Origin of the sequence: Sneathiella litorea, assembly GCF_009882915.1 — a bacterium.
In the GTDB taxonomy this organism is placed as follows: Bacteria; Pseudomonadota; Alphaproteobacteria; order Sneathiellales; family Sneathiellaceae; genus Sneathiella; species Sneathiella litorea.
In genome coordinates, this window is the sequence record NZ_WTUW01000002.1 from 1,013,762 (window position 1) to 1,039,686 (window position 25,925).

The window sequence follows — 25,925 nt, forward strand, 5'->3', positions numbered from 1 at the left end:
CGATGAGCCAAACCATAACATTCGATAACCTTCCAGACACCATTGCAGATGAAGAAGCGTTGGAGGAACTGTTGTCGACGCCGCCACAATGGCTTGTGGATACATTTCGGTCTCTGGATGGAGATATAATTGTTCTCGGTGTGGGTGGTAAGGTCGGACCAACTCTTGCTCGCATGGCAAAACGCGCGGCACCTGAGAAACGAGTAATCGGCGTTGCCAGGTTTTCAGATCAGGATGTCAAGGCCCGGCTCGAAAGCTGGGGTGTCGAGACGATTGCCTGTGACCTTTTGGATAGAGAGGCTGTCGCAAATCTTCCGAAGGTGAAGAATGTTATCTATATGGCAGGAAAGAAATTCGGAACCGACGAAGAACCGTCATTTGCCTGGGCAATGAATGCGCATGTACCGGGAATAGTTGCAGAGGAATTCAAGGAGTCACGAATAGTGGTCTTCTCTACCCTCTGTGTTTATCCCTTTGCGTCCATTAATTCCGGTGGATGGAGTGAGGAAGTACAGCCAAAGCCTCTCGGAGACTATGCGAACTCTTGTGTAGGAAGAGAGCGGATTTTCCGACATTTTTCAAATAAGTATAAAACGGAAGGCCGTCTTATCCGGCTCAATTACGCAATAGATATGCGCTATGGTGTGCTTTACGACATTGCAAGCTGGGTCCGGGATGACACTCCAATTCCAATTGCAACGGGCTTTGCATCTGTAATCTGGCAAGGCGATTCAACAGCACAAATTCTGGGTTCATTAGCACATTGTACCTCCCCGGCAACTCCTTTGAATGTTGGAGGGCCGGAGCATATGAGCGTGAGAATGGCTGCTATGGAATTTGGCCGCCGCCTAGGAAAGACTCCGATATTTGAAGGGGAAGAAGCTGGCGATGGGTGGCTTAACAATACGTTGGAAGCGCAGCGCTTGTTCGGCTACCCGACGGTGCCGCTCGCTAAAATGCTGGATTGGGTGAGCGATTGGGTATCCCGGGACATGCCCGTTCACAATAAACCAACATGCTATGAAGTCCGTGATGGATATTTCTAGGGTCTACCTGAAGGAAAGAACAATGAAATTCGAAGGTACAATTCCAGCAGTCTTATGCCCTTTTCTGGATAACGACCAAATTGATGAAGCGGGATACGCCGCCCACCTGGAAGACGTCGGAGCCGCGGAAGGTGTTACCGCGATCACCGTAAATGGTCACGCGTCCGAGATGGTCTCCTGCAGCTTTGATGAGCAGCGGCTTATCCTTGAAAAGACCCTTGATGTCGTCGGATCAAAATTTCCGATTATCGGCGGCGTATATAATGGCAGTTCAAAACAGGCTGCCGAAATCGCCAGAATGTCGGAAGCCGCAGGCGCCAAAGGCCTATTGATCTTCCCGTCAGATGTTTTGCAGATGGGCGGACAACTAAAGCCGGATATGGCCCTGCGCCACTATGGAGAAATTGCAAGCGCAACCAGTCTGCCTTTCATCATTTTCCAGTATCCAGAAGCATCCGGAATGCAGATTCCATTGGACACGCTAGTCAAGCTGGCAGAGGAAATTCCAACTTTCGCGGCGATCAAGGATTGGTGCAATAACCCGCTTCAGCATCAATATCACATTGATGTTCTTCATAATCTGCCACGGCCGGTTTCGGTTCTAACCACTCATTCTTCATGGCTGCTGCCATCACTTGTGATGGGACCAAAGGGCCTGCTATCCGGCGCAGGTAGTGTTATTGCTGCGGAACAGGCGCAACTGCTGAAATTTGTTCAATCGGGCGACTTGAAAAGTGCACAAGAGCTGGATCAACGCCTGCGGCCCATCGTCAATGCGTTCTATTCAGATCCATTTCTGGATATGCATAACAGGATGAAGGAAGCCCTGGTTATGCTCGGACGTTTTCCAAGCGCACGCGTACGTCCACCCCTTACTAAAATTACTGAATCTGAAAGGTCTAAGTTGCGAGAAGCGCTCCTTGCATCCGGCCTTATGACGTCCAAACCATAATAAAAACCCTGCTTTGGATATAACAAATAAGAAAAGAGCGTAAATTACAGGAAACGGGAGGTTTCAATGAAAATTAAGAAAAACGCACTACTTGGCGTGCTGGCGCTGTCTGCCGCCGCCTTCGCAACCACCGCCGCAAAAGCGGCAGATGAGGTCAGCGTGATCCTGAACTGGACCACCGCTGGCGCGCATTCGCCGCTCTACTTTGCCAAGAAAAATGGCTGGTTTGAGGAAGCTGGCATCGACCTCGAAATCGAACAAGGCAAAGGTTCCACTCTCTCCGCCCAGAAAGTAGGTTCGGGCGCGACAGAATTTGGTATTGCGGACCTCGGTACAGCCATGGTTGCCAAAGGAAGCGGTGCGAACATTGTTGCCGTTATGAACATCTTCGCCAATTCCCCCTACCAGATGTACTGGCTTAAAAGTTCCGGCATCAAGGGGCTTGAAGATTTTCCGGGCCGCAAGTTTGGTAACCCTCCAGGGGATGCAGCGCGGGCCATGTGGCCGGCCTTCGCACAGGTCAACGGCATGAATCCGGATGATCTCAAATGGGTCAACATCGCACCAAATGCCAAGGTGAGCGCCCTTAAATCCGGTGCTGTTGACGGCACGACCTTCTTTGCCAACTACCACTACATCATGGAAGGCGCTTTTGGGGATGATCTCGGCTGGCTCGCATGGTCAGAGATGGGGCTTAACCCCTATGGCAACTCCTTCATTGTAAATGGTGATTTCCTGAAAGAAAACCGGGATACGGTCGCCCGCTTTGTCAAGGTTGCCCAGAAAGCCTACCGCCACTGCGTCGATCATGGTGAAGAATGCGTGGCGGTTCTGCCCGAATACTCCTCCGGTCTAAAGCCAGAGAACGAAATCAAGAACTGGAATGGCGTTATCAGTCTGATGACCGATGATTTTTCCACTTCGAAAGGTCTTGGTTATTTTGATCCGGCCCGGGTCAATGATGACTACAAACTTGTCTCCACCTATTTCAAGATTAAGGAACCCTTTGATCCATCAGCATTCTTTACGAATGAATTCATCGATGAATCTGTCTTGATGAAGAAATAAGCTTTCAAGACAAACGGACATAACTAGAAAAAACAGGTGATGGCATGAGTCAAGCGAGTACCAATCCCGGCATTTCGCAGGAGGGGAGTGACGTTCCTACGGCCCCTCCCCCCCAGAATTTCGTCAAAAAATACTCTGGGCCAATAGCCGTCCAGATTGCGTGTATAGCGTTATGGCAACTGATCTCCACCACAGGAGGGTTGCCCAGCTATATCCTGCCATCACCGATCGAGACCCTTGCCACGTTGGCCGATGGGTCAAATGACTGGTTTAACAACACAATGGTGACAACCGTGGAGATTTTCGGCGGGTTTATCCTCGCCGTTATTGTCGGGGTCGCAATCGCCTTGTTCTTTTCCTGGAGCACGCGGCTGTTCACCCTGTTCATGCCCCTTTTGGTCGCTCTGAATATGGTCCCGAAGGTAGCGCTTGGCCCCATCATTATTGTGTGGTTCAGCTATGGTATTTTTACCAATACGCTTATTGCCTTCGCAATTTGCTTTTTCCCGATCGTGATCACAACCGCCCGTGGCCTTCGAGAGATAGAACCTGAGCTTCTATATCTATCGCGCACGCTAAAGGCTTCCAAATGGCAGATCTTTACTAAAATCCAGTTTCCAGGATCCCTGCCCTACCTGTTTTCCGGCATGAAGGTATCTGCGGTCCTCGCCGTTGCCGGCGCCATCGTCGGGGAGTTTATCGGATCGGAAAGAGGCCTTGGCTATCTGATGCTGCAAGTACAGATTAACCTGGATACCGCGACAATGTTCATGGCCGTTCTGATGATTACATTGGTCGGTGTCATACTCTATGGCGCCGTTGCCTTTCTTGAGTTCATACTTGTTAAACGTGGAGGGCAGGCATAATGGACGCGCAGATCGAACCCTTTATCAGTCTTCAAAATGTAAAAAAAATATATGGATCCGGCACCAACCAACATCTTGCCGTATCCGACGTAACGCTGGATATCAATGCAGGGGAGTTAATTTCCATCGTCGGGCCTTCCGGCTGCGGAAAAAGCACGGTGCTGATGATCCTCGCGGGCCTCATCTCCCATGAAGACGGTCAGGTTCTTATCGGCAACACTGATAACCCCTTCGATGCAAATAGGGATATCGGGATGGTGTTCCAGCAGGATCTCCTGCTGAAATGGCGAACGGTGATAGACAATATCCTGCTGCCTGCCGAACTTCTAGGGTTGCCCGTTAAGGAGTCCCGAGAAAGAGCCCTGGATCTTATTAATCTTGTCGGGCTGGACGGTTATGAAGATAAATATCCTAAACAGCTCTCCGGTGGGCAGCGCCAGCGCGTCTCGATCGCCCGGTCGCTTATCCATGATCCCAAACTGATCCTGATGGATGAGCCATTCGGCGCATTGGATGCCTTAACCCGAGAGAAAATGAATCTGGAATTGCTCCGTATCTGGGAGAAAAGCCAGAAAACAATCCTCTTTGTGACCCACGGCATCAGTGAAGCGGTCCTGCTCGGCTCCCGCGTTGCGGTTCTGACTGCGGGCCCGGCCCGCATGGCCGCGAATATTCCCATCGAACTGCCCTACCCCCGGACACTTGAGATGAAAACCCATGAGGAATTTGGCAAATACTGCCGCGAAATTTATGACCTTTTGGGAATGGCGTAGTTGTTGGAGTGACAAAATCGATAGGGACTAGAATGACAAAGACAAGAAAAAATCCGCTCGGTTCCGGCCTGATGATGTTCTGGGCTGATATAGAAAGAGCCCATATTCTTCGGTATCAGGAATGGCACAACTGTGAACATATACCAGAACGCGTCTCCATCCCCGGGTTTCGGAATGGACGACGGTATCGTTCGTTCGATCATGATGCGCAGTTTGTCATGTTTTATGAAACGGACGCGCCCTCAATATTCAATTCAGAGCCTTACCTGAAGGCATTGAACAACCCAACCCCCTGGACGAAAGAGGCGCTCACATATTTTCGCGAACCTGTCCGTAACATATATGAATTGATTAATTGCAAAGGCGGACCTGCTGAGTTTGTGTCCCCTTACCTTGCAACATTACGCTTCAATCTTCAAACTTCCGGGGAAGAAGAACTGTTGGCCGCCTATTCCGATATATGGCTAACGGCGCTTTGCGATCTCGACCATGTCACCGAAGCCCGGCTCTATCAGGTGGATGAGGAAATCTCCAGCATCATGACGTCAGAGAGAAAAATCTATGGTGGTGGACCCGGCCAGCAGAAATATCTCGCCTTTATCGCGGCTGATCGTCCATTTGAAGAGATCGGCAATCCGATTATGGCAGCTTCAGAAAAAATATTCGGCGATAACAGCGGCCGGATTGATGAATTCACAAATCTTTCCTGGCTTGAAATCAGCCATGAAAAAACATCCGACAAATAAATAAGCCCACAGGGGGAAAAAATGAAACTGGTTCGCTACGGAGAAAAAGGTGCTGAAAAGCCGGGCATTCTGGACGCATCCGGAAAAATTCGCGACTTGAGCGGGATTGTTGATGATATAGATGGGACGACAATAGCGCCGACTTCACTGGAGAAACTCGCCTCTGTCGATATTGACGAATTGCCCGTTGTTAATGGTCAGGTTCGTCTTGGGGCCTGTGTCGGAAATGTCGGCAAGATAGTCTGCGTCGGCCTGAACTATTCCGATCATGCCAAAGAAGCGAACCTTCCTATACCGAAAGAGCCAATCATCTTTATGAAGGCGACCACGTCCATAAATGGGCCCTATGATGACGTTGAACTGCCGGCGTCGTCCACGAAGCTGGACTGGGAAGTTGAGCTTGGGTTTGCGATTGGAAAGCGCGCTAAGAATGTGTCCGAAGCCGATGCACTTGACTATGTAGCCGGGTATTTCATTGTCAATGAACTCTCGGAAAGAGAATGGCAGGCAGAGCGCGAAGGCCAGTGGACCAAAGGCAAAAGCCACGATACATTCGCACCGTTAGGGCCCTGGTTCGTCACTGCCGATGAAATTGCAGATCCGGGCGACCTGAACCTCAAACTTGCTGTCAACGGGGAAACACGCCAGAACGGCTCTACAAAAACCATGATATTTGGAGTCGCGGAAGTGTTAAGCTATATTAGTGGCTTTATGACGCTGGAGCCCGGTGATGTCATCTCAACAGGAACCCCGCCGGGTGTGGGCCTCGGCATGAAGCCCCCTCTCTATCTGAAGGACGGAGACCGCATGCATCTAGAAATCAACGGCCTCGGTCACCAGCAGCAACTTGTTGTCAAAAAAGCAGAATAAATTCAACATGTTGAAATCAGGTAGCTCCAGAGATTTTGGTGAATTCGATATTGTAATTATTGGTGCAGGATCGGCAGGTTGTGTGCTCGCCAACAGGCTGAGCGCGGACGCAAGTACCCGCGTTTTGCTGGTTGAAGCCGGGGGTAGTGACAACCGGTTTTGGGTTCATGTCCCCGTCGGATACCTCTATTGCATGGGAAATCCGAAAACGGACTGGTGCTACAAGACCGAGCCGGAAGCCGGTCTCAATGGGCGGTCCCTCGCCTATCCGCGCGGTAAATTGATTGGCGGCTGCTCCTCCATCAATGGCATGATTTACATGCGGGGTCAGGCCCGCGATTATGATATTTGGCGCCAGCTCGGGAATGTCGGCTGGGGCTGGGACGACTTGCTGCCGTATTTCAAGAAATCCGAACATCACTTTAACGGCGCGGATGAGTTCCACGGCACGGACGGGGAATTGCTGGTAGAGGAACAACGTCTCTCCTGGCCGGTGCTGGATGCGGTACGCGAAGCTGCAGAAGAACTCGGCATCACCCCAACCGAAGACTTCAATGCGGGAGATAATGAGGGCTCGGGGTACTTTCCGGTTAATCAGAAAAAGGGGATCCGCTGGAATGCGAGAAAGGCATTTCTGGATCCGGTCCGCAACCGACACAACCTCACGGTTCTGAAAAATGCCCAGGTCGAAAGACTGTTATTTGATGGCAAACGTGTCGTCGGGGTCGAGTTTCGACGCAACAACATTGTTGAGAAAGTAACGGCCCGAAAGGAAGTGGTTCTTTCCGCCGGTTCCATTGGCACCCCGCAAATCCTGCAGTTATCCGGCATAGGGCCTTCCAAGATATTAAAGGAGAAATCGGTCCCTATCGTTCATGAGCTGAAAGGTGTTGGCGAGAATCTTCAGGATCATCTGCAAATCAGGACCATTTTCGGCATCGAGGGGGCAGCCACGCTAAACGAACGCTCCAACAGCATTTTGGGGAAACTATCAATTGCCGCTGAATATTTCCTGAAACGGTCCGGGCCAATGGCAATGGCCCCCAGCCAGCTTGGCATATTCACGAAATCATCGGCTGAATACGAAACTGCCAACATTGAGTATCATGTGCAGCCGTTGTCACTGGACGCATTCGGAGAGCCATTGCATAAGTTCCCGGCAATAACTGTATCCGTCTGTAATCTACGTCCTGAAAGCCGCGGCACATGCCATATAAAAAGCAATGACCCGCGCGATTTCCCCGCAATCCAGCCCAATTATCTGTCAACCGTTAACGACCGGAATGTCGCTGTGGATAGTATCCTGCATGCCCGAAAGCTTATGGCGACCGAAAGAATGACCGAGTTTTCCCCGGTGGAACTAAAGCCCGGAACCGATATTTATGAGCCCGAAGCTCTAGCGAAAGCCGCGGGAGATATTGCGACAACAATTTTTCACCCAGTCGGGACAGCAAAAATGGGGAGTGACGAAACCGCCGTAGTCGATGACCAGTTGAGGGTTCACGGGATTGGTGGATTACGCATTGTCGATGCCTCCATCATGCCAACAATAACCTCGGGCAACACTCATGCCCCCGTGACCATGATCGCCGAAAAGGCGGCGGACCTCATTGCCGGCAAACATTAATTGAAGTTCGACCGACATATTGATCCTGAAGAATAATTATGCAGCAAAGATTTTGGTTCAATGGCTGAAGTCGTGTCGACCTCCATTCCGATATACGCAATTTAAAAGCGGGCCATATCAAATTTTCAGCTGTCATTTTCTCTCTATTCGACAGTGAGCCGTTTCAGCCCGCCCAATTCACGACGAATTTGATTTCCCAGAATCTCGAGACCAAACTTTTCAGAATTAAGCCGTAAGCTGCGAGTGAGGCGAACTTGACACTTTCGTCTGATATTGAAATAAGACTTACTAACTGAGCAACGCTTGCTTAAAGTAAAGCCAGCGCAGAAAAATTAAGGGGATATCGTTGAAAGCAGTCATCTTAGCCGGCGGGCTCGGCACTCGTATTTCAGAAGAATCCCACCTCAAGCCAAAGCCCATGATTGAAATCGGGAATTATCCGATTTTATGGCATATCATGAAGATCTATTCCCATTACGGCATACATGATTTCGTCATCTGCCTCGGCTACCGCAGTTACGTCATCAAGGAATATTTCGCAAACTATTTCCTGCATCGCTCTGATGTCACTTTCGATCTAGAAAGCAATCAGATCACCTATCACAAAGCGAAAGCGGAACCTTGGCGCGTCACGCTGGTGGAGACTGGCGAAAACACAATGACGGGAGGTCGGTTGAAGCGCGTTGCGAGCTATCTTGAGCCGAATGAAACTTTTTGCATGACCTATGGCGACGGTGTCGCCGACGTTGATATTGCGAAGCTTATTTCATTTCACAAGACTGAAGGACGCGAGGCCACCCTGACGGCAGTTGCGCCGCCCGGACGGTTTGGGGCAACCGTAATCGAAAATGGCGCAGTGAAGGAATTTGTAGAAAAGCCCGCGGGCGACAACGGCTTGATTAACGGGGGCTTCTTCGTGCTGGAACCTTCTGTCCTCGCCCGAATTTCCGGCGATGACATGCCGTGGGAGAACGACCCGCTCACGAGTCTTGCCGCAGACAATGAACTTTCCGCCTATCGCCATCGCGGATTCTGGCAGCCAATGGACACCCTGCGGGAGAAAAACTACCTGGAACAGCTTTGGGCAAATGACAAGGCGCCCTGGCGGGTCTGGGATTAGGCGTTAGGACCGAATGATGACCCTCTCCACAGTAAATCCCGATTTCTGGAAAGGACGCCGGGTCCTTCTTACCGGTCATAGTGGCTTCAAAGGCGCCTGGGCGGCACTCTGGCTCTGCCGGATGGGGGCAGAGGTTACAGGGGTATCACTGCCGCCAGAAGGCAACTTCTCCCTTTATGACAGCATCAAAGACCAATTGACGCTTAACTCGAACTTTATCGATATTCGCGATGCAGAAAAACTCAATGCCGTCGTCAAAAAGAGCAACCCGGAAATTATTCTTCATATGGCGGCACAGGCACTGGTGCGGCGCTCCTACCGCGAACCTGTAAATACGTATGAAACCAATGTCATGGGCACAGCTAACTTGCTGGAAGCAATGCGGGATTTAGCTGAGCTGAAAGCCGCACTAATCATTACAAGTGACAAGGTTTACAGAAACAACGAGGATGGCCACGCCTTCCGGGAAACCGACCCCTTGGGCGGTGATGACCCGTATTCAGCCTCCAAGGCGGCCTGCGAAATTACAACGGCCTCCTTTGCCAAGAGTTTTTTCAATGACAAGGGTATTCCTATTGCCACTGCGCGTGCGGGGAATGTGATTGGCGGCGGCGATTTTTCAGAAGATCGGCTTATACCTGATATCTGGCGCGCCGCACGAGAGGGCGAAAGCGTTACCCTACGTTATCCTGGCGCCACACGTCCCTGGCAGCATGTACTGGAATCTGTTTCCGGTTACCTTGTTTACCTGCAGGCACTGGCAGGTGACGATGGTGCACACCTCCCTAAGTCGCTGAATTTCGGACCGCAAGGTGGAGAAGTAGTTACGGTTGGTGAAATTGCTCTCGAAGTTCAAAAGGCTTTCGGGATCGATAGCAACTGGTCGCTGGTGAATAGCGCACAACCGCCGGAAAAATCCTATCTTGCACTAGACGCATCGCTCGCCCATAAAGCCTTGGGCTGGCAATCAAAATGGGCTCCTTCGGAAACACTGACAAAAACAGTCGAATGGTATAAGGCATTTAGCGAGACACCCGATATCTATTCTTTCACCCTCTCGCAAATTGATGAGTATGAGGATATTTCATGATGAGCCCCCTTACCTGCCGTTTCTGTGATCAGGAACTAACCCGGACGTTTGTAGATTTAGGCTCAACACCACTTGCCAACAGCTACTTGCGGGAAGAACGCGACATTGCCGCGGAGAAATCCTATCCCCTTCATGCCCGCGTATGTGTGAACTGTTTTCTGGTACAAGTTGAAGATGTCGTACCGGCAGAAGATATTTTCTCTGATTATGCATATTTCTCTTCCTTCTCAAGTAGCTGGGTTGAACATGCAAAGGCCTATGCGGAAAAGCTCTCAGAGCAGCTAGGCCTCAACCGAGATTCCCTTGTTATCGAAATTGCCAGCAATGACGGCTATCTATTAAAACATTTTGTCGACAGGGGTATTCCAGTTCTCGGTATTGAGCCCGCTGCAAACGTCGCAAAAGCAGCGGAGGCCGTTGGTGTTAAGACTGAAGTAGCCTTTTTCGGGGTAGAGACAGCAAAACGGATAGTCGCTGAAAAGGGTCAAGCGGATCTGATGGCGGCCAACAATGTGATGGCGCATGTGCCGGATATCAACGATTTTATAGGCGGCGTTCCAGTACTTCTGGCGGAATCCGGCGTCTTCACCATCGAATTTCCGCACCTCCTGAACCTGATCAACAAGGTCCAGTTTGACACTATTTATCATGAACATTACTCCTATCTCTCCCTGCTGACGGTAGAGAAAATCCTAGGCGCACACGGCCTGAAAGTCTTCGATGTTGAGGAATTGACAACCCATGGGGGGTCACTGCGTGTTTATGCCTGTCACAAGGGTGCAAGCAAATATTCAGAAACAGCCCGATTAGCCGCGCTTCATTCAAAAGAGGCAGCGGCGGGCCTCCACACCCCTGCTGCCTATCAGAATTTCACGCCCCGGGTTGAAAAAGTGCGCGATGACCTTCTCTCCTTCCTGCACAATGCCAAAGCCGCAGGAAAGAAAGTTGCGGGTTATGGTGCGGCGGCCAAGGGAAATACCCTGCTTAATTATTGTGGCATCGGGCCGGATCTCATCGACTTTGTTGTTGATCGTAATCCCGAAAAGCAGGGGACTTTATTGCCGGGAAGCCATATTCCTGTTTTCGCACCCGACAGGATTTGGCGGGAAAAGCCTGACTATGTGCTGATCCTGCCCTGGAACCTCGCAGATGAAATATCAATGGAAATGACGGCTATCAAGGATTGGGGCGGTGGTTTCGTCATTCCTATTCCGGAGCTTGAGATCCTTTCATGAACTTCGCGGAAACGGAAATTTCAGGGGTCTATCTAGTCGAGCCCGAGTTCATTGAGGATAATCGCGGTTATTTTACACGGAGTTTCTGCGAAGAGGAATTCGCTGCTGCCGGGATTAATTTTCTGCCCGTTCAAAGCAATGTCTCCTATAATAAAAAAGCATATACATTGCGCGGAATGCATTTTCATGCGGCGCCCTATGCAGAGACAAAACTCGTGCGGTGCAGTGCTGGAAAAGTTTTTGATGTTGCCGTGGACATCCGCCCGAACTCCCCATCTTTTAAAAAATGGGTGGGATGTGAGCTTAGCCGGAAAAATGGCCGTGCTCTCTTTATTCCGGCGGGATGCGCCCACGGTTTTCTTACCTTGGAGGATGATAGTGAAGTTTCCTACCAGATGAGCCCCGCCTATACAGCCGGCCATGATTGCGGATTTTGCTGGGATGATCCCGCCATCGGCATTACCTGGCCAGGAGAGCCAAAGGTGATTTCTACTCGCGATGCTGATCTTCCCTCTCTGGACGAGGCTATCTGATGAAACGCTGTCTGGTTACCGGCGCAACAGGCTTTATCGGGTCCCATGTGGTTCACCAACTGCTGGGTGAAGGGTGGCAGGTTCTTTCTGTCTCGCGTAACGCGGCACCAACGATCTCGCAAAACCATAAGCATATCGCGCTTGACCTGCATGATCCTGCGGCGGTGGAACAAGTCGTTGAAAGCCAGCGACCGAGCCACCTAATCCACCTTGCATGGGAAGCGACACCCGGTAAATTCTGGCATTCAAAGGAGAATTTTCGTTGGGTTTCTTCCAGCGCCTTCCTCCTCGATGCGTTTATTCGCCATGGCGGAGAAAAGGCAGTTCTGGCAGGGAGTTGCGCAGAATATAAATGGGAAAACCGCCCACTCGATGAAGAAAAATCACCGCTCAACGCGACAACCTATTATTCCGCCTCCAAGCTCGCATTCAAAGACCTTGCAGAGGTTATCGCGAGAGATATCTCGCTCATCTGGGCGCGGATTTTCTTCCCGTATGGCCCAGATGAGGATCAGAATAAACTTATCTCCTATATTTTCCGGGAAATTTCCGCGGACCGCCTACCCGTCATCCAGACCCCGGACCGCGCTGTCGACATGATCCATGTTGAGGACGTCTCGGCAGCCTTGGAAAAGCTCGCTGCATCGGATGCAACGGGTACCATCAATATTTGCTCCGGAAACGCACATCTCCCTCATGAAATCGCGCTTGAATTTTCTAAATTGATGGGAAAGCCGGCATTGGAAAAGAGCCTGCGCAACAGCGTTGAAACACATCACGCAATTATAACTATCCGCGGTACCAACAAAAAATTGGCGGACCTGATGGGCGGACAGCTCCGGAATACTCTCGCTCAGGGTCTTCGCACATATTTACCGCCTAGCAGTACGGCTAAATAATATCAATAGGTCTATTTTTTCTGGCTCTTCTGCAGAATAAAGATGACCTCATCTCCTGAAGACATGACATGCCGGATGCGGAAGTCCAGGTCATATTTTTTTGCCATTCCTGTTATCATTTCAAACATGGCATTCGTGTCCCAGACATGAAAATGAATGGAATAATCGTCATTGATTAGTTTGTTAATAAGAGCTTCGCGCTCTACGTCAGTCTCCCACCCGGGACGTCCGATATCTTCAAGATCTGCCAGTGCGACAAATTCCTCGAAATGTTGCCGCTTTGACCATTCCGGACCTTCAGAAAAATCTCTCTCCAAATGAGCAAACTCCGTGACCGGACGATCGCGATCGAAAGTTTCTTCCTTGTTTGGAATGGCAAGAAATAAAATGCCGTCCTCTTTAAGAACCCGATAAACATTGTGAAAGAACAGTATCGGATTCTGAAAATGTTCGACGACATGGTTGGCGATAACAAACTGCTGACTTGCATCCGGAATTGGGACGAGCGTCTCGCCATTTGCGACAATATCCGGCACCAGCACCCTGTCCGCGGGCATTTCTGGATAGCTAGCCTTGAGTTCCTCTATGGAAAACCGATCAACATAACTAACCTTTGCAGTCGGGACAACATCCAGCGGTCGTCCCAGGCCGCCGATTTCTATACCTTCACCATCAATATAGCGGGCGGAAAGCACCATGCGATTATGGCTGACAACCCGCCCAAGGCGGCGACTATGGTCCTCAGACAACCCAAATAGATGCCGCATAAAGAAAAGACGAATCGGTGCGGGAAGCTTACTTCTCAGGCGAATTGACATAATTCGTTACTTTCCGAAAATACAATCCTAAGGGCCTAAAAAAATCCCTGATAGATTGAATTGAATTTATATATATTCCTTATTAAAGAGCGCTTTTATTATAGAAATCAGAGTGTAAACAAGCCAGAATTATACTCGCATTCACCCTACTCTTGCTGCATATCTTTGGATAATAAAATAGCCAAGAAAAACACTTTTATTGTATATGCAGTGTCTGACTAACAAGTATGAGTAATGAATTGCCCCTGATTTCGATTGGAATGCCGCTCTATAATGCCGAGAAACATATCCGGCAGTCTTTAGATAGCCTGTTGCGCCAGACGCATACGAACTTCGAAATCATTATTTCGGATAACTGCTCCACCGATAACACCGTCGGCATCGTTCAGGAATATGCCGCGCGCGATTCCCGGCTAAAATTATATCAGCAGTCGGAAAACATCGGTCCAATCCCAAACTTTCAGTATGTCCTGCAGAAGGCTGGCGGTGCCTATTTCATGTGGCGATCCTACGATGATTGGTCGGACGATAATTACCTCGAAGCACTGGGGCAACTACTGGACCGGGATAGTTCAATCGATCTTGCTGTTGCAAATATCGTAAAGGTAAAGGAGAGCGAGCAAAAGCCGGTTGAGCTCTATATTGAGAAGGCGAACGGCTCGACATCCTTTTCTTCCTCCCTCCATATGCTAAAACAGTCTCATCCGGGATGGATGTATGGTCTGTTCAGACGAAAGGTCGCTTTGGCGGCTATTAATGACGTGGTCGAGAACTTCCCGCATGTCTGGGGCTGGGATCATCTGATCCTGTTCCCCACCGTCTCTCGAAACCGTGTTGCGGCATCCGATGACACCCGCTTTTTTCAGCGGGAGACTGGAATTTCCCACAGCCGATATCGTCCTAAATTACCGAGAGAACAGGTTAGTCTGGCCACGGATTTTTATCAGGTATGCCTACGCAGCTACCAAAAATCGGACGCGCCCTTTTTGGCAAAACTCGCCATGGCCCTGTATCTTTTGAGATATACGAGTTCGAAAACAGAGAAATTTACCCGGATTTTGCGCATTGCACTTAAGCTTCGCAAACCATGACTTTGAGCGCAAAAAGCAAAGCTCATTCATTGCAAAGAGCCCGGCGATTGTTTATAGAGAGCTAACGGGTAATTCGAGCATTCCGGCTCCTCAGCTAAATGGACGACTAAAGTGGATATTTCACGCGACCAGATCAAAGAGGCAGTTATCGCTGCTGGTTCAGATAATGAAGAGTTTTTTCATTTTCCAGTGGTTGAAGAAGGGCTCTACCTTCAGCAGGACCCGGATGAGTACGCTGATTTCGTTCACTTTATGGCGACCGAGTTGCCGCCGTCGAAATTCGCGCTTGATATCGGCGTGGCGTCTGGCGGCCAGACGAAGTTCCTGCGTGATTACTATAATATCGAAAAAACTGTCGTCCTAGATATCGGGCAACATCCGAATTTCAAGCATTGGGATCGTATCAAGAAATCTGTAAACACGAACATTGTTCTTGAACTGATCATGGATTCTCACTCTAAAGAAGCCCGCAAAGCTCTGCTTCCCTATCAAGGGCAATTCGATTTTACCTTTATCGACGGGGATCATAGCTACAAAGGGCTGATGCAAGATATTGAACTCGCCAAGGAAGTCGTCAAGAAAGGCTGCATTTTCGTTTTTCATGATACGGGGGCGGTGCCGGATTGCGTGCGTGTCTTCAAAGAACTGCAGAAAGATCCGGACTTTGAAATGCTAGCGAATTTTGATACTCGCTTTGGCATATCCGTATTCCGGTACTTGGCAGTAAACGGCCCAAAAACAGGCTTGCGGAAAACGATTTCAAAGCTCTTTTCATAAAAGATGATGTAGGAGATGACAGGTTCTTCAGTTGCTGTCGTGCATTTGGTTCGCAAATCAAACGGCATGGAGCCATTCAGAAACTTCCTCTCCTCCTACAAGGCGTATAAAGAGCCTCTGGACCATGATCTCATCCTGATCTTCAAGGATTTTAACCAGGACGAGAAAGCACCTTATCTCAATCTTCTGGCCGGTACGGACTTCATCCCTTACGATTTCCCGGGGGATTCCGGCCTCGACCTTGGCCCCTATATCGAGGTTAGCCGAAAGCTCGATTACACGTATTTTTGCTTTCTGAATTCCTTCAGCGAAATCCAGTCCGATCACTGGCTTACACATCTCTATAATTGTCTCACCAACTCGCAGGATGCCGGCATTGCTGGTGCGACCGGTAGCTGGGAAAGCACCGGGGCGGACGACCCTCCGTTTCCCAACCCCCATATTCGCACGAATGGATTTATCATCTCGGCGGATATTATGCGGCATATCGAGTTTATCGACATCAGCACAAAAGACGACGCCAGACACATGGAGTCCGGCTATAACAGCATTACCCGGCAAATTCAGAATATAGGAAAGCAGCCTTATGTTGTCGATCAAAACGGCACATGCTGGGCGGTAATTAACTGGCCCGACAGCGCGACATTCCGAAGCGGGAATCAAGGGGCACTGCTCATCTCCGACAACAGGACCAGGGCATTTGAAGACGGTGACGACTGGACGCAGGAATACCTCATTGATCTTGCCTGGACAGGGAAACCATCAAAGGCCAACCCGTTTAAACGCCACAAGCTGCGTCATAGATTGCGCAGGTTTATGGAAAAAAGACGTCCGAAGGCGCAAGGCTATTAGCTATAAGCTGGCTTTCTTTCCCGGCTTGGACTGACGCCATAGTACTCACGATAGCTTTTCGCAAAATGCGAATGAGTGGAAAAACCGGACGCAATATAAATTTCCGTAATCGACATGCTTGTCTGCAACAACAGCAGCCGCGCATGCTCTAGGCGCATTTCCAAATAATATCGCGCCGGGGATCGTCCTGTATGTTGCCGAAACAGCCGCTCCACCTGGCGTATCGAAATACCAACCATCCTGGCCAGGTCATCCGGCGAGACAGGCTCCTCGATATTTTGTTCCATTATTTCAACGATGGTCAGCAGCTTCTGCGATTTCGCGGCAAGTTGCAGTTTCCTGATGACCTGCTGCTTGTCACTATGGCTTCGAATACGGTCATGCATGAATTGCAACGAAATGTCGTAGGCGAGCTTGTCGCCATGCTCCTTCGCAATAATATAAAGCAACAAATCAATCGCTGAGGTGCCGCCGGCACAGGTATAACGGTTGCGATCAATCTCGAAAATGCTGCCCGTAAAAATAACCTCCGGATAGCTCTCTTTCAGGCTGATAGCCCCTTCCCAGTGAATTGTACATTGGTAGCCATTCAGGAGGCCGGCCGCTGCCAGGATAAAAGCCCCGGTACTGAGCGCCCCGATTTCAGCGCCATGATGAACAATCCGGCGCAATTCCGCGAGGAGGTGTTCATCCTTGATCTTGTCCGTCCCGATCCCACCGCATACAAACAGGATATCAAGGCTGTCAGCATCCGCCAGGTCCATGTCCGGTAGAATGCTGATACCATTACTTGCCTGAACGCTCTGTCCGTTCGGCGTGAGGATATTCCAATCATAAAGATGGCGGCCGCTCATACGATTCGCCGAGCGCAAAGGCTCAATCGCGCTACTGAAACAAATCATACTCGACTGATCGGTCAGGAGAAACCCGAACCTCTTCGCTTTCTCTGTCATGCAATGCTTCTGTTGCCTCCCAAACAACCATAGCAATCGTCAGCAATAACCGCGGGGGCCATGCCGTTGACAAAACAGTAGTTCAAAGAATGCGCATATTAAAGCAAAAACAAAGCGCACCAATCGTCCAGATAGCGCCACCGTTCAAAATTATTTCGCGTCATGAAAAATGATGCCGAGGGTATAGCGATTTCCTGACCACACATCGCTTACTCCATGACGCATAGTGACCTGCAAGACCCCGTTTTTCCCCTGAACCGGTCGCTGATTTACCGGGAAAATTACTGCATCGGCCCGTTGCAAAGGAACAACTCGTGCCCTTGACTGCTGCCGCACACGCTGTTCGGTCAGGATGAACTCCCCTCCCTCAAAATCAGAATCCCGGGCGCTTAATAACACCGTCATCTGTAGAGGAAAAAGATGCTCGCCATAAAGATCCTGATGCAGGCGGTTATAATCTCCAGTCTTATATTTCAGTATTAACGGCGTCGGCCTCACCTGACCCGCCGCATGACATTGCGCCGTATAATCTGCAAGCAACTCAGGATACTTGGTTCCAATAGAAAGACGTTCGGCCCAATTATTGGCGATCCGCGCAAGCGGCGGATAAAATGTGTCACGCAGCTTTGCAACCAGATCAGGCAAGGGATAGGCATAATATTTATACTCTCCCTGACCATAGCCATGCTGCTGCATAACAATATGACTCCGGTAAAGCGCGCCATTTGAATATCCGTCGATTAAGGCTGCACATTCATCCGGCGTCAGCAGGTTTTTTATTCTGGCATAGCCGTTTTGATTGAGATCCTCTTCAATCCCCCGCCAATCGAATACATCGCTCCTCATTATCCACTCCAACAATAATTCGAGATGGCCAGTTTCAATCTTCCCGTCAAAAACATATAGCTGAAAATCGACATCGAATTTTTTTTACAGTAGGACTGCGAAAACTTCCCTATGCTACAGCAAGGGTTAAGGAGTGTGGAATGAATGAGAAGAAACTGGTCACGGTAACCGGCGCATCCGGTTTCATTGCGCTTCATACAATCCGTGAATTACTTGAAAAAGGGTATGCTGTGCGCGGAACAGTACGGGATACTGGCCGCATAGAAGGTTTGCTGCGATCTCTGTCAGAATATTGTGATGTCACGGATTTGAGTTTTGTGCGGGCCGAGCTAGGCGACGATTCGGGTTGGGCCGAAGCATTGGCCGGTGCGGACTATCTTATGCATATGGCCTCCCCGTTACCCGCCGAAGCACCCCGGGATGAAAATGATCTGATCATCCCGGCCCGCGACGGAGCCTTGCGCGCCATACGCGCTGCTGTTGATGCAGGTGTCCGCCGCATTGTATTTACGTCTTCGATTGCTGCAATTTCTGGTGGTCAGGACAAATCTTCCGTTCTTGATGAATCCCATTGGAGTGATACGAACAAGGACATCGGTGCCTATCCAAAAAGTAAGACAATTGCAGAACTTGCCGCGTGGGAGTTTATTAATTCCTTACCCGAGGGACAGAAGCCGGAGTTTGCGGTTATCAATCCGGGTTTTGTACTGGGCCCCATGATTGATCCGGACACCAGCGCTTCACATGAAGTGGTACGTCGTCTGATGGCACGCGAAGTGCCCGGTCTTCCAAATATTGGTTTCAGCCTAGTAGATGTCAGAGACGTGGCAACGGCGCATGTCATCGCGCTGACCCACAAAAGTGCACCGGGCAACCGTTATATTTGTGTCGCTGAATCATTGTCATTCAGGGAAATCGCCCGGCGTCTTCATCTGCATCTATCAGACAGAAACTATAGGATCCCGCAACGCCCGGTCCCGGACTGGCTTGTTCGCGCACTAGCCCTGTTCAGCCCTACCTTTCGCCTGATCGTCAGCCGGCTGGGTCCTGCGACAAAGTTTGATACCAGCCGCATCCGTCAACATTTTGACTGGACCCCAATACCCATGTCCCAATCCATAACCGAGACCGCTGACAGCATGATCACCCATAAAATCACCTGAACCAGCGAGATGAGCTAAATCATGAGAGAAAAGTCTCCTCATCTTTACGGCATACTGATTACAGCGGCCGGTGTTCTCCTACTTACGCCTGATGGCCTGCTCGTGCGCCTCATCTCGACGGATAGCGCGACAATCATGGTTTGGCGCGGCGTCCTCTTTTCACTAGCAATATTCGGCTTCTATTTTGCGCGCCGAGGCCTCGCCACCTTTGGAATTATTCGGGACATGGGAATACGTGGCCTCATCGCCGCAACACTATTTGCCAGCAGTACCTGTTTTTTTGTTCTGGCTCTTACGAATACCAGCGCGGCAAATGCCCTGGTCATTATTTCGACAGCGCCCCTTTTTGCGGCCCTGCTTTCCTGGCTGATACTTAAGGAATCAGTTTCTCTTACGACCTGGATTGCCATCGGGGTCTGTATCGGGGGAATAAGCCTCATATTCCTCGGCAGCGTTGGTGGCGGCAGTCGGCGCGGCGATTTGTATGCCATCATTTGCGCCTTCATGATTGCCGGCCAGCTCACAACCGTACGCCATGCGAGAAACGTTGATATGGTTCCTTCGCTCGGGATCGCCGGGACTATTACGGCCCTTCTTGCCCTGCCATTCAGTGCTCCGCTTTCCGTAAGCGGGCCCGATCTGATGTATCTGTCTATTCTCGGCTTGATCGTTTTGCCCTGTGCCTTCGGATTGATCACCATTGGCCCGCGCTATATTTCGGCGCCGGAAGTCAGCCTGCTGATGCTGTTGGAAAGTATACTGGGCCCGTTCTGGGTATGGCTGGTGCTCGCAGAGGTCCCGCGTTCAGAAACCATCGCGGGAGGTGTTATTGTTATTACGACCCTCATTATCCATACAGCGATCGCCTATCGAAAGAGCCGCCAATTGTCGGCAAAAGGCTAGATCGTCTCTTCGCGATAGAATATATGACTGCCAACCTGGCCAAGCTTATTTAAGTGCGCGCTCCATCTTGGAGAGACATAGGAGGCGTGGTAATGAGTTGCCCGCTTGGCTACGCCGCTCCGCTCACCTTTCATGACAAGGGCGACAACTTTAAGGGATTTCTCCCAGGCCGAGGCATTTTTTGGCCGGTCCGGCATTCCATCACAGGCAAACGAGAATTGGCACTTATTCCGCAGATGCTGATTTTGAAAAACGACATCACATGCTGTATCGGGATAACGTGAATCGACGATTCGATTGAGAATGACCTCGGCGATAGCAACCTGGCCGACGAGAGGCTCACTCCGTGCTTCGAAATATACTGCTTGCGCAATGCACATCTCTTCCCGTGTAAAGTTACGGTCGAACAAGTCAACGGACTGCAACGAATCATCCAGCTTATCGCCATTTGGCATATCCAGATTTGGAAGGATGCCCAAAGTGTTCTGTAGCGGCGGAAGCTCTGCAAATTTCCTGTCCAGGCGCGCAAGATTTGCATGCTTTACCGCGCTGGACATCGCAACATGTTCAAATGGCTTGGCCGAGACACCTATTTGAAAAAGCAGGCTGAAACCAATGACCACAGCAGCCAGGATACTCGTGCCACCGAGGAAGACCCCAACTTCATGAGACCGTGCATTTTTCATCGAAATTATCTTGCTCCAGAGGCTTTGCATCGTCACTTTTCCGTTTTTATGTAGTTTATAAACCTGCACTCAACGCCTTCACTTACCGTACGATGATTTTAACAAGTCGCCAGCCCCATCCTCATCCCCCTAATATGGGATAGGCCGAGGTTTTTTTTACCCTCTATTAACCATCAACAGGACACTCTGGTTAATAAAAACTTACCAAGTACAATTTCAATTGTTTGCCAAAGATACAATAAACCTAAATAAATCAATAAATTAGGTTATCTAACCCGTCATATTGACGAATGGTCTTCTCAAGTTACAACCCCATCCCTCAAATGAGGTATATGCCGATATAACCCTTCATTACACAGGAGTCGACAATACCCTTCGCTATTCTGGCGAGATACGCCTTCCGAGCGGCTGACTTCGTACCAGAGATTAACGTAATATACAAGAATTAGCGACCAATGGATTCCTGAGCCAAAGAACCTATGCCTAGAATCTAACGGCAAAGATTTGTCACAAGAGGATAAAAAGTAAAAATAATCTTCCAAAATTTAAGCATTTTTCGCCTAATTTTTGTGCTCACTGCCCATAAAATAGAGTTTCACAGAATATTTTTGTTGTTTCATATTGTTTTCCTTGCATCAATCCGTCGAGTTGTTATATCAGCTTATCAGAATTTTCAATTTGAATTAAAAGTGTATGGTTTTATTGATGAATATCACGTCGCTCCAAGATAAGGCGCAAGACGCCAGCCGATTTCTAAAGGCAATCTCCAACAAGCACCGTCTCATGATTTTATGTAACCTGGTCGAAGCGGAACGTTCCGTCGGCGAGCTTGAAAAGATAGTAGGATTGAGCCAGTCGGCCCTGTCGCAACATCTTGCCCGTCTTCGCAAGGAAGAGGTTGTAAAGACAAGGCGCGAAGCCCAGACGATCTACTATTCCCTGCAGGACGAAAATATCGTCGATGTTCTTCGTTTACTGGAAGATATTTTCGTCGGTGATTCTTCCAAACTTGCCGAAGTCGCTTAAATCTGCGCACAAAATGTCGGGCGGCCATAACATTGTGGCCCCCGCATAAGCCTACAGTAAAGTTTATTCAATTGACGGCGCTAGTCGTCTATCAGAATGACTTGCTTACCGGTCACATCCCGTCTCTCCATGGCGAGTAATGCGTCAGATATCTGCTCAAGTCTCCAGGATTTTCCAATAATAGGCCGCAGATTTCGTTCTTCAGCAACTTGTCTGAGAGCAAGGCTTACGCGCTGACCTGCCGCTGGATTGCGACGCCCAAACTCACCGGCGCGCACCCCAATGACGGAGCATCCCTTCCTTACCGTCACATCAGTCTTTAGAACGCCAAATTCCCCACTTGCAAACCCCGCCACCAGCAACCGACCAGACCAGGCGATGCAGTCAAGACTTTGTTCAAAGAAAGCGCCTCCAACGGGGTCGAGAATGACATCCGCGCCCTTGCCCTTTGTTATTTCCTGCACTCGGTCCGGAAAGACGTCGTCGTGATAGTTGATAAGATGGTCCGCCCCGCTCTCTTTCGCGATCGAGAGCTTGTCCACAGAACTTGCAGCCGCAATAACAGTCGCCCCCAGCACTTTTCCAAGCGCGACTGTCGCCTGACCAACCCCGCCGCCAGCGCCCAGTACTAACAGGGTCTCCCCCGCCTTCAATCGCGCCCGCTCGACGAGAGAGACATAAGCCGTCAGGAAGGTCACGGAGAAAGCAGCTGCTTCCGTAAAGCTCAGGTTTTTCGGCATTGGCTCAATCTGGGATGCCGTCACGGTAACGTGGCTCGCGAAAGCGCCTGTCTTGCTTTTATAAAGAACGGCATCGCCAACTTTGTACGGCGCAGACGGATCCCTCGTTTCTTCAATAACGCCGGCCCCCTCCATACCAAGGGTAAACGGCAATTCAGGCTTGAACTGGTACTTCCCGTAGGTCATCAAAAGATCGGGGAAATTGAGCGCTGCTGCCTTCAGGCGGACACGCAACTGCCCCGGCGCCAGCCGTTCCAGTTGCTGTTGTTCAAGCGACACTCCATTGGGGCCGCTAAGGTCGTGACATATCGTCGCGGTAGCAAATTTGTCGGTCATTACATGTTCTTTTTATTCTAGACCTTATATTGCTACCTTATTCCGCCCTTCGATATCCAGCGTAATTTACAATCTTGTGACTGGATCGTGAGTGATAAACGGGGTAACTGTGGCCCTGTCCTTAACGGAGCGAGATTTAGTTGTAATGGCCGGTTTAGAAATTTCTTATTTGGCGGCGGCTGGCGGCGGCATCATCAGTTTTCTGAGCCCCTGTGTCCTGCCCCTGGTTCCGGCCTATCTCTGCCTTGTCGCGGGAACCAGTCTGGAGGAATTGGCGGAGCCTGAAGAGAGCGGCAGCCTAAAAGGCATTGATTGGCGTGTTGTCGCAACCTCGATAATATTTGTCCTCGGATTCTCGACTGTATTCGTCCTGCTCGGCGCATCGGCCTCTTATATCAATCGACTACTTATCGAACATCTGGAGCTTCTGTCCAAAATAGCTGGTGGCGTGATCATTATTTTCGGTATCCATATGACAGGGCTGGTGCGTATCCCCCTGTTGTACCGGGAAGCGCGCTTCAACGATCTTGAAAAGCCGCGGAGCTGGATTGGCGCCTACGTCATTGGCTTGGCGTTCGGTTTTGGCTGGACTCCCTGCATCGGACCCATCCTCGGGACGATCCTTGCGATTGCCGCTAGCGATAGCTCGCTTGGTTACGGGGTAAGTTTACTCGGGGTCTACTCCCTGGGGCTGGGAATCCCCTTCATTCTGGCTGCCTTTACGATAAACCGGTTTCTTTCTTTCATGCGGGGGTTCCGGCGCTACTTCAAATTGGTTGAAGTCGCAACCGGCCTCATTCTGATCGCAACCGGTTTGCTCATATTTACAGGTCAGTTCCAGATACTGGCCTATTGGTTTTTAGAAACCTTCCCCGGCCTCGCAACTCTCGGTTAGGCTGATGTGCCTAACCAAAAAATGAGGCTAAGCCCAATCCGCCAACGACTATTATGGCAATAAACCAGGTCGCTTTGATTTCATCGAACATCTTTATTATCCTTCATGCCAGTGGGGTGCTTGCTTCAGCTTGACCCGTGACAAATTTAACTATTTCTTAATACTGTGTGTTGTTATGCGAGCAGATATAGACAGCGGACATTCGGATCAAGTATTGCCCAGCGGAAAAGATGGATAATCGGCTGAAAACAGGGGAGTTTGTAGCGATAGTCACAATGCCGCGAAAAGATATAAGCGAAATAGGATATGATCGATGTGTGGCCGATTTAGTTTAACAAGCCCGGTGGAGGCAATGCAGCGCCTGTTTGGGTTTCCTGAACGGCCTAACATTGCGGCACGTTTTAATATTGCGCCGACAACGCATATTCCTGCGATCCGCCTGGGCAAGGATGAAAATGGGGGAAACCGCCATTATTTTTCGGCACATTGGGGATTGATCCCGCCTTGGGCAAAGTCCACCGAATTCAGCGCCAAGATGATCAACGCCCGAAGCGAAACAGTCGCAGAAAAGCCTGCCTATCGCGCAGCTTTCCGGAGCCGTCGTTGCCTGATACCTGCGAATGGATTTTATGAGTGGGAGAAGCAGGCCAAGGGGGTAAAGCAACCCTGGCTGATCGGCATAAAAGACATGCCTCTCTTTGCATTTGCCGGTCTATGGGAAAGCTGGACGTCACCGGATGATGATATCATTGAAAGCTGTACGATCCTGACCACAACGGCAAGCGAAAGCATCGCCTTTATCCATCCACGCATGCCGGTCATTCTTGATCCAGCCGACTATACCCCTTGGCTCACAGGTGAGGCGGGAACGGAAATTTTAACGGCTATTGATGCTGACCGGATGGGTTTTTACAAAGTCTCCAACCGGGTTGGCAATGTCCGCAACGACGATGCGGACTTACTCAAGCCTCTTGATCCACCTCCGACACAGGCACGTCTACTCTAGGAGTGGTGCCGATGATTAGAGATAAGATCCGGGCTGCGGTTTGCCTCCCGGCTGATTCGAACAACAGTAGTTTGCAATTTTTCAAACGCCTTATGCTCAATCTGACGCACCCGCTCCTTTGTGATGCCAAGGCGATTTCCCAGCACTTCAAGGGTGGTTTTATCATCCTGCAGTCGCCGCTCCCGGATAATGATCTGTTCGCGATCTGTTAGCTCCTGAAGCGCCGCTTCAAGCCATTTTGACCTGACCTCACCGTCAAAATTACGCATGGTATTTTCTTCTGGTGTCGGATTGGAGTCCTCCAGGAAATCTTCGATGCTGTCATCCCCGTTCTCACCAATTGGGGCATTGAGGGATTGATCGCGCGTAGAGAGCCGATGCGCCATCTTCTCAACATCCTTTATGCCGATTTTCAGCTTTTTCGAAATGGCGATCAAGGTATCCGATGTAAACGCCGTATCATCCACATTCTGTATTTTTGCGCGCAACCAACGCAAATTAAAGAACAATGATTTTTGCGACGCACTTGTACCGGACCGGACAATTGACCAGTTCCGCAGGACATAATCCTGCATCGCCGACTTGATCCACCAGCTGGCATAGGTTGAAAACCGGATTTCCCGCTCTGGCTCAAACTTGAATGCGGCCTGCATAAGACCGATGTTCCCTTCCTGAACAAGATCGCTCATGGAAAGGCCATAGTTCCGGAACTTGGAAGCCATAGAGACAACCAGTCGCATATAAGCTGATACCAGCTCATGTAGCGCCTTCTCATCCCCTTTTTTTCGCCAGAGATAAGCAAGCTCGAACTCTCTTTCCCGCGATAGAAGCGGGATGGACATCGCAGCCGAGACGAAGGCGCGATTGCGCTTTTGGGTGTTAGCGGTCTCTTGCTTATTCATGTGATCTTCCTCCCACTCAATAAAGCCGAATGCCGACGCTGTGGAACCGGGCGCACATTATAACAGTTCTAATATTAGACTTTTTAGTTAATTTTGCAACGCCTTT

General features: G+C 50.0%; 27 protein-coding genes. 21 read left to right on the forward strand and 6 right to left on the reverse strand.

Translation table 11 applies throughout. The features are described 5' to 3' along the window. The first annotated feature begins 2 nt into the window (after positions 1-2). The 13 genes from GQE98_RS11315 to GQE98_RS11375 all read left to right on the forward strand — a co-directional run bounded on the left by GQE98_RS11315 (position 3) and on the right by GQE98_RS11375 (position 12,825). A complete protein-coding gene (locus GQE98_RS11315; RefSeq protein ID WP_161315742.1) occupies positions 3-1,046 on the forward strand; it encodes an NAD-dependent epimerase/dehydratase family protein in 1,044 nt (347 codons plus the stop codon). Between the two features lie 22 nt (positions 1,047-1,068). After that, positions 1,069-1,998, forward strand: coding sequence for a dihydrodipicolinate synthase family protein (locus GQE98_RS11320; RefSeq protein ID WP_161315743.1), 930 nt, complete (start codon positions 1,069-1,071; stop codon positions 1,996-1,998). Between the two features lie 66 nt (positions 1,999-2,064). After that, positions 2,065-3,066: an ABC transporter substrate-binding protein gene (locus GQE98_RS11325; protein ID WP_161315744.1), complete on the forward strand. Its 1,002-nt coding sequence runs from the start codon at positions 2,065-2,067 to the stop codon at positions 3,064-3,066. 44 nt (positions 3,067-3,110) lie between these two features. Continuing rightward, the gene (locus GQE98_RS11330; RefSeq protein ID WP_161315745.1) at positions 3,111-3,932 is read left to right on the forward strand and encodes an ABC transporter permease; all 822 of its coding nucleotides are present in this window, start codon (positions 3,111-3,113) and stop codon (positions 3,930-3,932) included. Continuing rightward, positions 3,932-4,705 carry an ABC transporter ATP-binding protein gene (locus GQE98_RS11335; RefSeq protein ID WP_161315746.1) on the forward strand — a complete coding sequence of 258 codons (774 nt, stop codon included), beginning with the start codon at positions 3,932-3,934 and terminating at the stop codon, positions 4,703-4,705. The genes GQE98_RS11330 and GQE98_RS11335 overlap by 1 nt, the downstream gene beginning before the upstream one ends. 32 nt (positions 4,706-4,737) lie before the next feature. After that, positions 4,738-5,451 (forward strand): DUF4286 family protein, encoded by a 714-nt coding sequence (locus GQE98_RS11340; RefSeq protein WP_161315747.1) that lies wholly within the window; start codon positions 4,738-4,740, stop codon positions 5,449-5,451. Between the two features lie 21 nt (positions 5,452-5,472). Further along, positions 5,473-6,321: a fumarylacetoacetate hydrolase family protein gene (locus GQE98_RS11345; RefSeq protein ID WP_161315748.1), complete on the forward strand. Its 849-nt coding sequence runs from the start codon at positions 5,473-5,475 to the stop codon at positions 6,319-6,321. 7 nt (positions 6,322-6,328) lie between these two features. After that, positions 6,329-7,948 (forward strand): GMC family oxidoreductase, encoded by a 1,620-nt coding sequence (locus GQE98_RS11350; RefSeq protein WP_161315749.1) that lies wholly within the window; start codon positions 6,329-6,331, stop codon positions 7,946-7,948. Positions 7,949-8,294: 346 nt separating this feature from the next. Beyond that, positions 8,295-9,068 carry a glucose-1-phosphate cytidylyltransferase gene (gene rfbF / locus GQE98_RS11355; protein ID WP_161315750.1) on the forward strand — a complete coding sequence of 258 codons (774 nt, stop codon included), beginning with the start codon at positions 8,295-8,297 and terminating at the stop codon, positions 9,066-9,068. Between the two features lie 13 nt (positions 9,069-9,081). Then, complete coding sequence (gene rfbG, locus GQE98_RS11360; RefSeq protein ID WP_202526233.1) at positions 9,082-10,158, forward strand: CDP-glucose 4,6-dehydratase; 1,077 nt, start codon at positions 9,082-9,084, stop codon at positions 10,156-10,158. Further along, positions 10,158-11,393 carry a methyltransferase domain-containing protein gene (locus GQE98_RS11365; RefSeq protein ID WP_161316277.1) on the forward strand — a complete coding sequence of 412 codons (1,236 nt, stop codon included), beginning with the start codon at positions 10,158-10,160 and terminating at the stop codon, positions 11,391-11,393. Before rfbG ends, GQE98_RS11365 begins: the two co-directional genes overlap by 1 nt. Continuing rightward, entirely contained in the window at positions 11,390-11,926 is a 537-nt protein-coding gene (gene rfbC / locus GQE98_RS11370; protein WP_161315752.1) for a dTDP-4-dehydrorhamnose 3,5-epimerase, read from the forward strand. The genes GQE98_RS11365 and rfbC overlap by 4 nt, the downstream gene beginning before the upstream one ends. Continuing rightward, on the forward strand, positions 11,926-12,825 hold the full coding sequence (locus GQE98_RS11375; protein WP_161315753.1) for an NAD-dependent epimerase/dehydratase family protein: 900 nt from the start codon (positions 11,926-11,928) through the stop codon (positions 12,823-12,825). The genes rfbC and GQE98_RS11375 overlap by 1 nt, the downstream gene beginning before the upstream one ends. 11 nt (positions 12,826-12,836) lie before the next feature. On the opposite strand, the gene GQE98_RS11380 is transcribed toward GQE98_RS11375, so the two are convergent. Further along, entirely contained in the window at positions 12,837-13,643 is an 807-nt protein-coding gene (locus GQE98_RS11380; RefSeq protein WP_161315754.1) for a methyltransferase domain-containing protein, read from the reverse strand. A 227-nt stretch (positions 13,644-13,870) separates the two neighbouring features. Here GQE98_RS11380 and GQE98_RS11385 point away from each other — a divergent pair, with 227 nt between their 5' ends. The 3 genes from GQE98_RS11385 (at position 13,871) to GQE98_RS11395 (ending at position 16,363) form a co-directional block, all read left to right on the forward strand. Beyond that, a complete protein-coding gene (locus GQE98_RS11385; protein ID WP_161315755.1) occupies positions 13,871-14,734 on the forward strand; it encodes a glycosyltransferase family 2 protein in 864 nt (287 codons plus the stop codon). 111 nt (positions 14,735-14,845) lie between these two features. Next, positions 14,846-15,511 (forward strand): class I SAM-dependent methyltransferase, encoded by a 666-nt coding sequence (locus GQE98_RS11390; RefSeq protein ID WP_161315756.1) that lies wholly within the window; start codon positions 14,846-14,848, stop codon positions 15,509-15,511. A 15-nt stretch (positions 15,512-15,526) separates the two neighbouring features. Next, positions 15,527-16,363 (forward strand): hypothetical protein, encoded by an 837-nt coding sequence (locus GQE98_RS11395; RefSeq protein WP_161315757.1) that lies wholly within the window; start codon positions 15,527-15,529, stop codon positions 16,361-16,363. Here GQE98_RS11395 and GQE98_RS11400 read toward each other — a convergent pair. Together GQE98_RS11400 and GQE98_RS11405 are read right to left on the reverse strand one after the other, a co-directional pair. Continuing rightward, complete coding sequence (locus tag GQE98_RS11400; protein WP_161315758.1) at positions 16,360-17,316, reverse strand: GlxA family transcriptional regulator; 957 nt, start codon at positions 17,314-17,316, stop codon at positions 16,360-16,362. The genes GQE98_RS11395 and GQE98_RS11400 overlap by 4 nt on opposite strands. Positions 17,317-17,466: 150 nt before the next feature. Continuing rightward, positions 17,467-18,162 (reverse strand): 2OG-Fe(II) oxygenase, encoded by a 696-nt coding sequence (locus GQE98_RS11405; RefSeq protein ID WP_161315759.1) that lies wholly within the window; start codon positions 18,160-18,162, stop codon positions 17,467-17,469. A 140-nt stretch (positions 18,163-18,302) separates the two neighbouring features. On the opposite strand from GQE98_RS11405, the gene GQE98_RS11410 reads away from it, so the two are divergent. Beyond that, positions 18,303-19,325, forward strand: coding sequence for an NAD-dependent epimerase/dehydratase family protein (locus tag GQE98_RS11410; protein WP_161315760.1), 1,023 nt, complete (start codon positions 18,303-18,305; stop codon positions 19,323-19,325). Between the two features lie 21 nt (positions 19,326-19,346). Next, positions 19,347-20,228 carry a DMT family transporter gene (locus tag GQE98_RS11415; protein ID WP_161315761.1) on the forward strand — a complete coding sequence of 294 codons (882 nt, stop codon included), beginning with the start codon at positions 19,347-19,349 and terminating at the stop codon, positions 20,226-20,228. Here the strand turns inward: GQE98_RS11415 and GQE98_RS11420 are convergent. Next, the gene (locus GQE98_RS11420; RefSeq protein ID WP_161315762.1) at positions 20,225-20,914 is read right to left on the reverse strand and encodes a cell wall hydrolase; all 690 of its coding nucleotides are present in this window, start codon (positions 20,912-20,914) and stop codon (positions 20,225-20,227) included. The two genes, GQE98_RS11415 and GQE98_RS11420, sit on opposite strands and share 4 nt — an antisense overlap. Positions 20,915-21,619: 705 nt before the next feature. Here GQE98_RS11420 and GQE98_RS11425 point away from each other — a divergent pair. Continuing rightward, entirely contained in the window at positions 21,620-21,940 is a 321-nt protein-coding gene (locus GQE98_RS11425) for an ArsR/SmtB family transcription factor (protein WP_161315763.1), read from the forward strand. 80 nt (positions 21,941-22,020) lie between these two features. Here the strand turns inward: GQE98_RS11425 and GQE98_RS11430 are convergent, their stop codons facing one another. Then, complete coding sequence (locus GQE98_RS11430; protein ID WP_161315764.1) at positions 22,021-23,016, reverse strand: NADPH:quinone oxidoreductase family protein; 996 nt, start codon at positions 23,014-23,016, stop codon at positions 22,021-22,023. A gap of 145 nt (positions 23,017-23,161) precedes the next feature. On the opposite strand from GQE98_RS11430, the gene GQE98_RS11435 reads away from it, so the two are divergent. Both GQE98_RS11435 and GQE98_RS11440 read left to right on the forward strand, forming a co-directional pair. Then, positions 23,162-23,911, forward strand: coding sequence for a cytochrome c biogenesis CcdA family protein (locus GQE98_RS11435; protein WP_161315765.1), 750 nt, complete (start codon positions 23,162-23,164; stop codon positions 23,909-23,911). A 313-nt stretch (positions 23,912-24,224) separates the two neighbouring features. Then, entirely contained in the window at positions 24,225-24,917 is a 693-nt protein-coding gene (locus GQE98_RS11440; RefSeq protein WP_161315766.1) for an SOS response-associated peptidase, read from the forward strand. Here the strand turns inward: GQE98_RS11440 and GQE98_RS11445 are convergent. Beyond that, positions 24,914-25,819, reverse strand: coding sequence for an RNA polymerase factor sigma-32 (locus GQE98_RS11445; protein ID WP_161315767.1), 906 nt, complete (start codon positions 25,817-25,819; stop codon positions 24,914-24,916). The two genes, GQE98_RS11440 and GQE98_RS11445, sit on opposite strands and share 4 nt — an antisense overlap. Between the last annotated feature and the right edge of the window lie 106 nt (positions 25,820-25,925).

Excerpts from the sequence above, each read along its gene's own strand:
- GQE98_RS11315 (WP_161315742.1), top strand. The coding sequence starts at position 3 with ATGAGCCAAACCATAACATTCGATAACCTTCCAGACACCATTGCAGAT.
- GQE98_RS11320 (WP_161315743.1), top strand. The coding sequence starts at position 1,069 with ATGAAATTCGAAGGTACAATTCCAGCAGTCTTATGCCCTTTTCTGGAT.
- GQE98_RS11325 (WP_161315744.1), top strand. The coding sequence starts at position 2,065 with ATGAAAATTAAGAAAAACGCACTACTTGGCGTGCTGGCGCTGTCTGCC.
- GQE98_RS11330 (WP_161315745.1), top strand. The coding sequence starts at position 3,111 with ATGAGTCAAGCGAGTACCAATCCCGGCATTTCGCAGGAGGGGAGTGAC.
- GQE98_RS11335 (WP_161315746.1), top strand. The coding sequence starts at position 3,932 with ATGGACGCGCAGATCGAACCCTTTATCAGTCTTCAAAATGTAAAAAAA.
- GQE98_RS11340 (WP_161315747.1), top strand. The coding sequence starts at position 4,738 with ATGACAAAGACAAGAAAAAATCCGCTCGGTTCCGGCCTGATGATGTTC.
- GQE98_RS11345 (WP_161315748.1), top strand. The coding sequence starts at position 5,473 with ATGAAACTGGTTCGCTACGGAGAAAAAGGTGCTGAAAAGCCGGGCATT.
- GQE98_RS11350 (WP_161315749.1), top strand. The coding sequence starts at position 6,329 with ATGTTGAAATCAGGTAGCTCCAGAGATTTTGGTGAATTCGATATTGTA.
- rfbG (WP_202526233.1), top strand. The coding sequence starts at position 9,082 with ATGATGACCCTCTCCACAGTAAATCCCGATTTCTGGAAAGGACGCCGG.
- GQE98_RS11365 (WP_161316277.1), top strand. The coding sequence starts at position 10,158 with ATGAGCCCCCTTACCTGCCGTTTCTGTGATCAGGAACTAACCCGGACG.
- rfbC (WP_161315752.1), top strand. The coding sequence starts at position 11,390 with ATGAACTTCGCGGAAACGGAAATTTCAGGGGTCTATCTAGTCGAGCCC.
- GQE98_RS11375 (WP_161315753.1), top strand. The coding sequence starts at position 11,926 with ATGAAACGCTGTCTGGTTACCGGCGCAACAGGCTTTATCGGGTCCCAT.
- GQE98_RS11380 (WP_161315754.1), bottom strand. The coding sequence starts at position 13,643 with ATGTCAATTCGCCTGAGAAGTAAGCTTCCCGCACCGATTCGTCTTTTC.
- GQE98_RS11385 (WP_161315755.1), top strand. The coding sequence starts at position 13,871 with ATGAGTAATGAATTGCCCCTGATTTCGATTGGAATGCCGCTCTATAAT.
- GQE98_RS11395 (WP_161315757.1), top strand. The coding sequence starts at position 15,527 with ATGACAGGTTCTTCAGTTGCTGTCGTGCATTTGGTTCGCAAATCAAAC.
- GQE98_RS11400 (WP_161315758.1), bottom strand. The coding sequence starts at position 17,316 with ATGACAGAGAAAGCGAAGAGGTTCGGGTTTCTCCTGACCGATCAGTCG.
- GQE98_RS11405 (WP_161315759.1), bottom strand. The coding sequence starts at position 18,162 with ATGAGGAGCGATGTATTCGATTGGCGGGGGATTGAAGAGGATCTCAAT.
- GQE98_RS11410 (WP_161315760.1), top strand. The coding sequence starts at position 18,303 with ATGAATGAGAAGAAACTGGTCACGGTAACCGGCGCATCCGGTTTCATT.
- GQE98_RS11415 (WP_161315761.1), top strand. The coding sequence starts at position 19,347 with ATGAGAGAAAAGTCTCCTCATCTTTACGGCATACTGATTACAGCGGCC.
- GQE98_RS11420 (WP_161315762.1), bottom strand. The coding sequence starts at position 20,914 with ATGAAAAATGCACGGTCTCATGAAGTTGGGGTCTTCCTCGGTGGCACG.
- GQE98_RS11425 (WP_161315763.1), top strand. The coding sequence starts at position 21,620 with ATGAATATCACGTCGCTCCAAGATAAGGCGCAAGACGCCAGCCGATTT.
- GQE98_RS11430 (WP_161315764.1), bottom strand. The coding sequence starts at position 23,016 with ATGACCGACAAATTTGCTACCGCGACGATATGTCACGACCTTAGCGGC.
- GQE98_RS11435 (WP_161315765.1), top strand. The coding sequence starts at position 23,162 with ATGGCCGGTTTAGAAATTTCTTATTTGGCGGCGGCTGGCGGCGGCATC.
- GQE98_RS11440 (WP_161315766.1), top strand. The coding sequence starts at position 24,225 with ATGTGTGGCCGATTTAGTTTAACAAGCCCGGTGGAGGCAATGCAGCGC.
- GQE98_RS11445 (WP_161315767.1), bottom strand. The coding sequence starts at position 25,819 with ATGAATAAGCAAGAGACCGCTAACACCCAAAAGCGCAATCGCGCCTTC.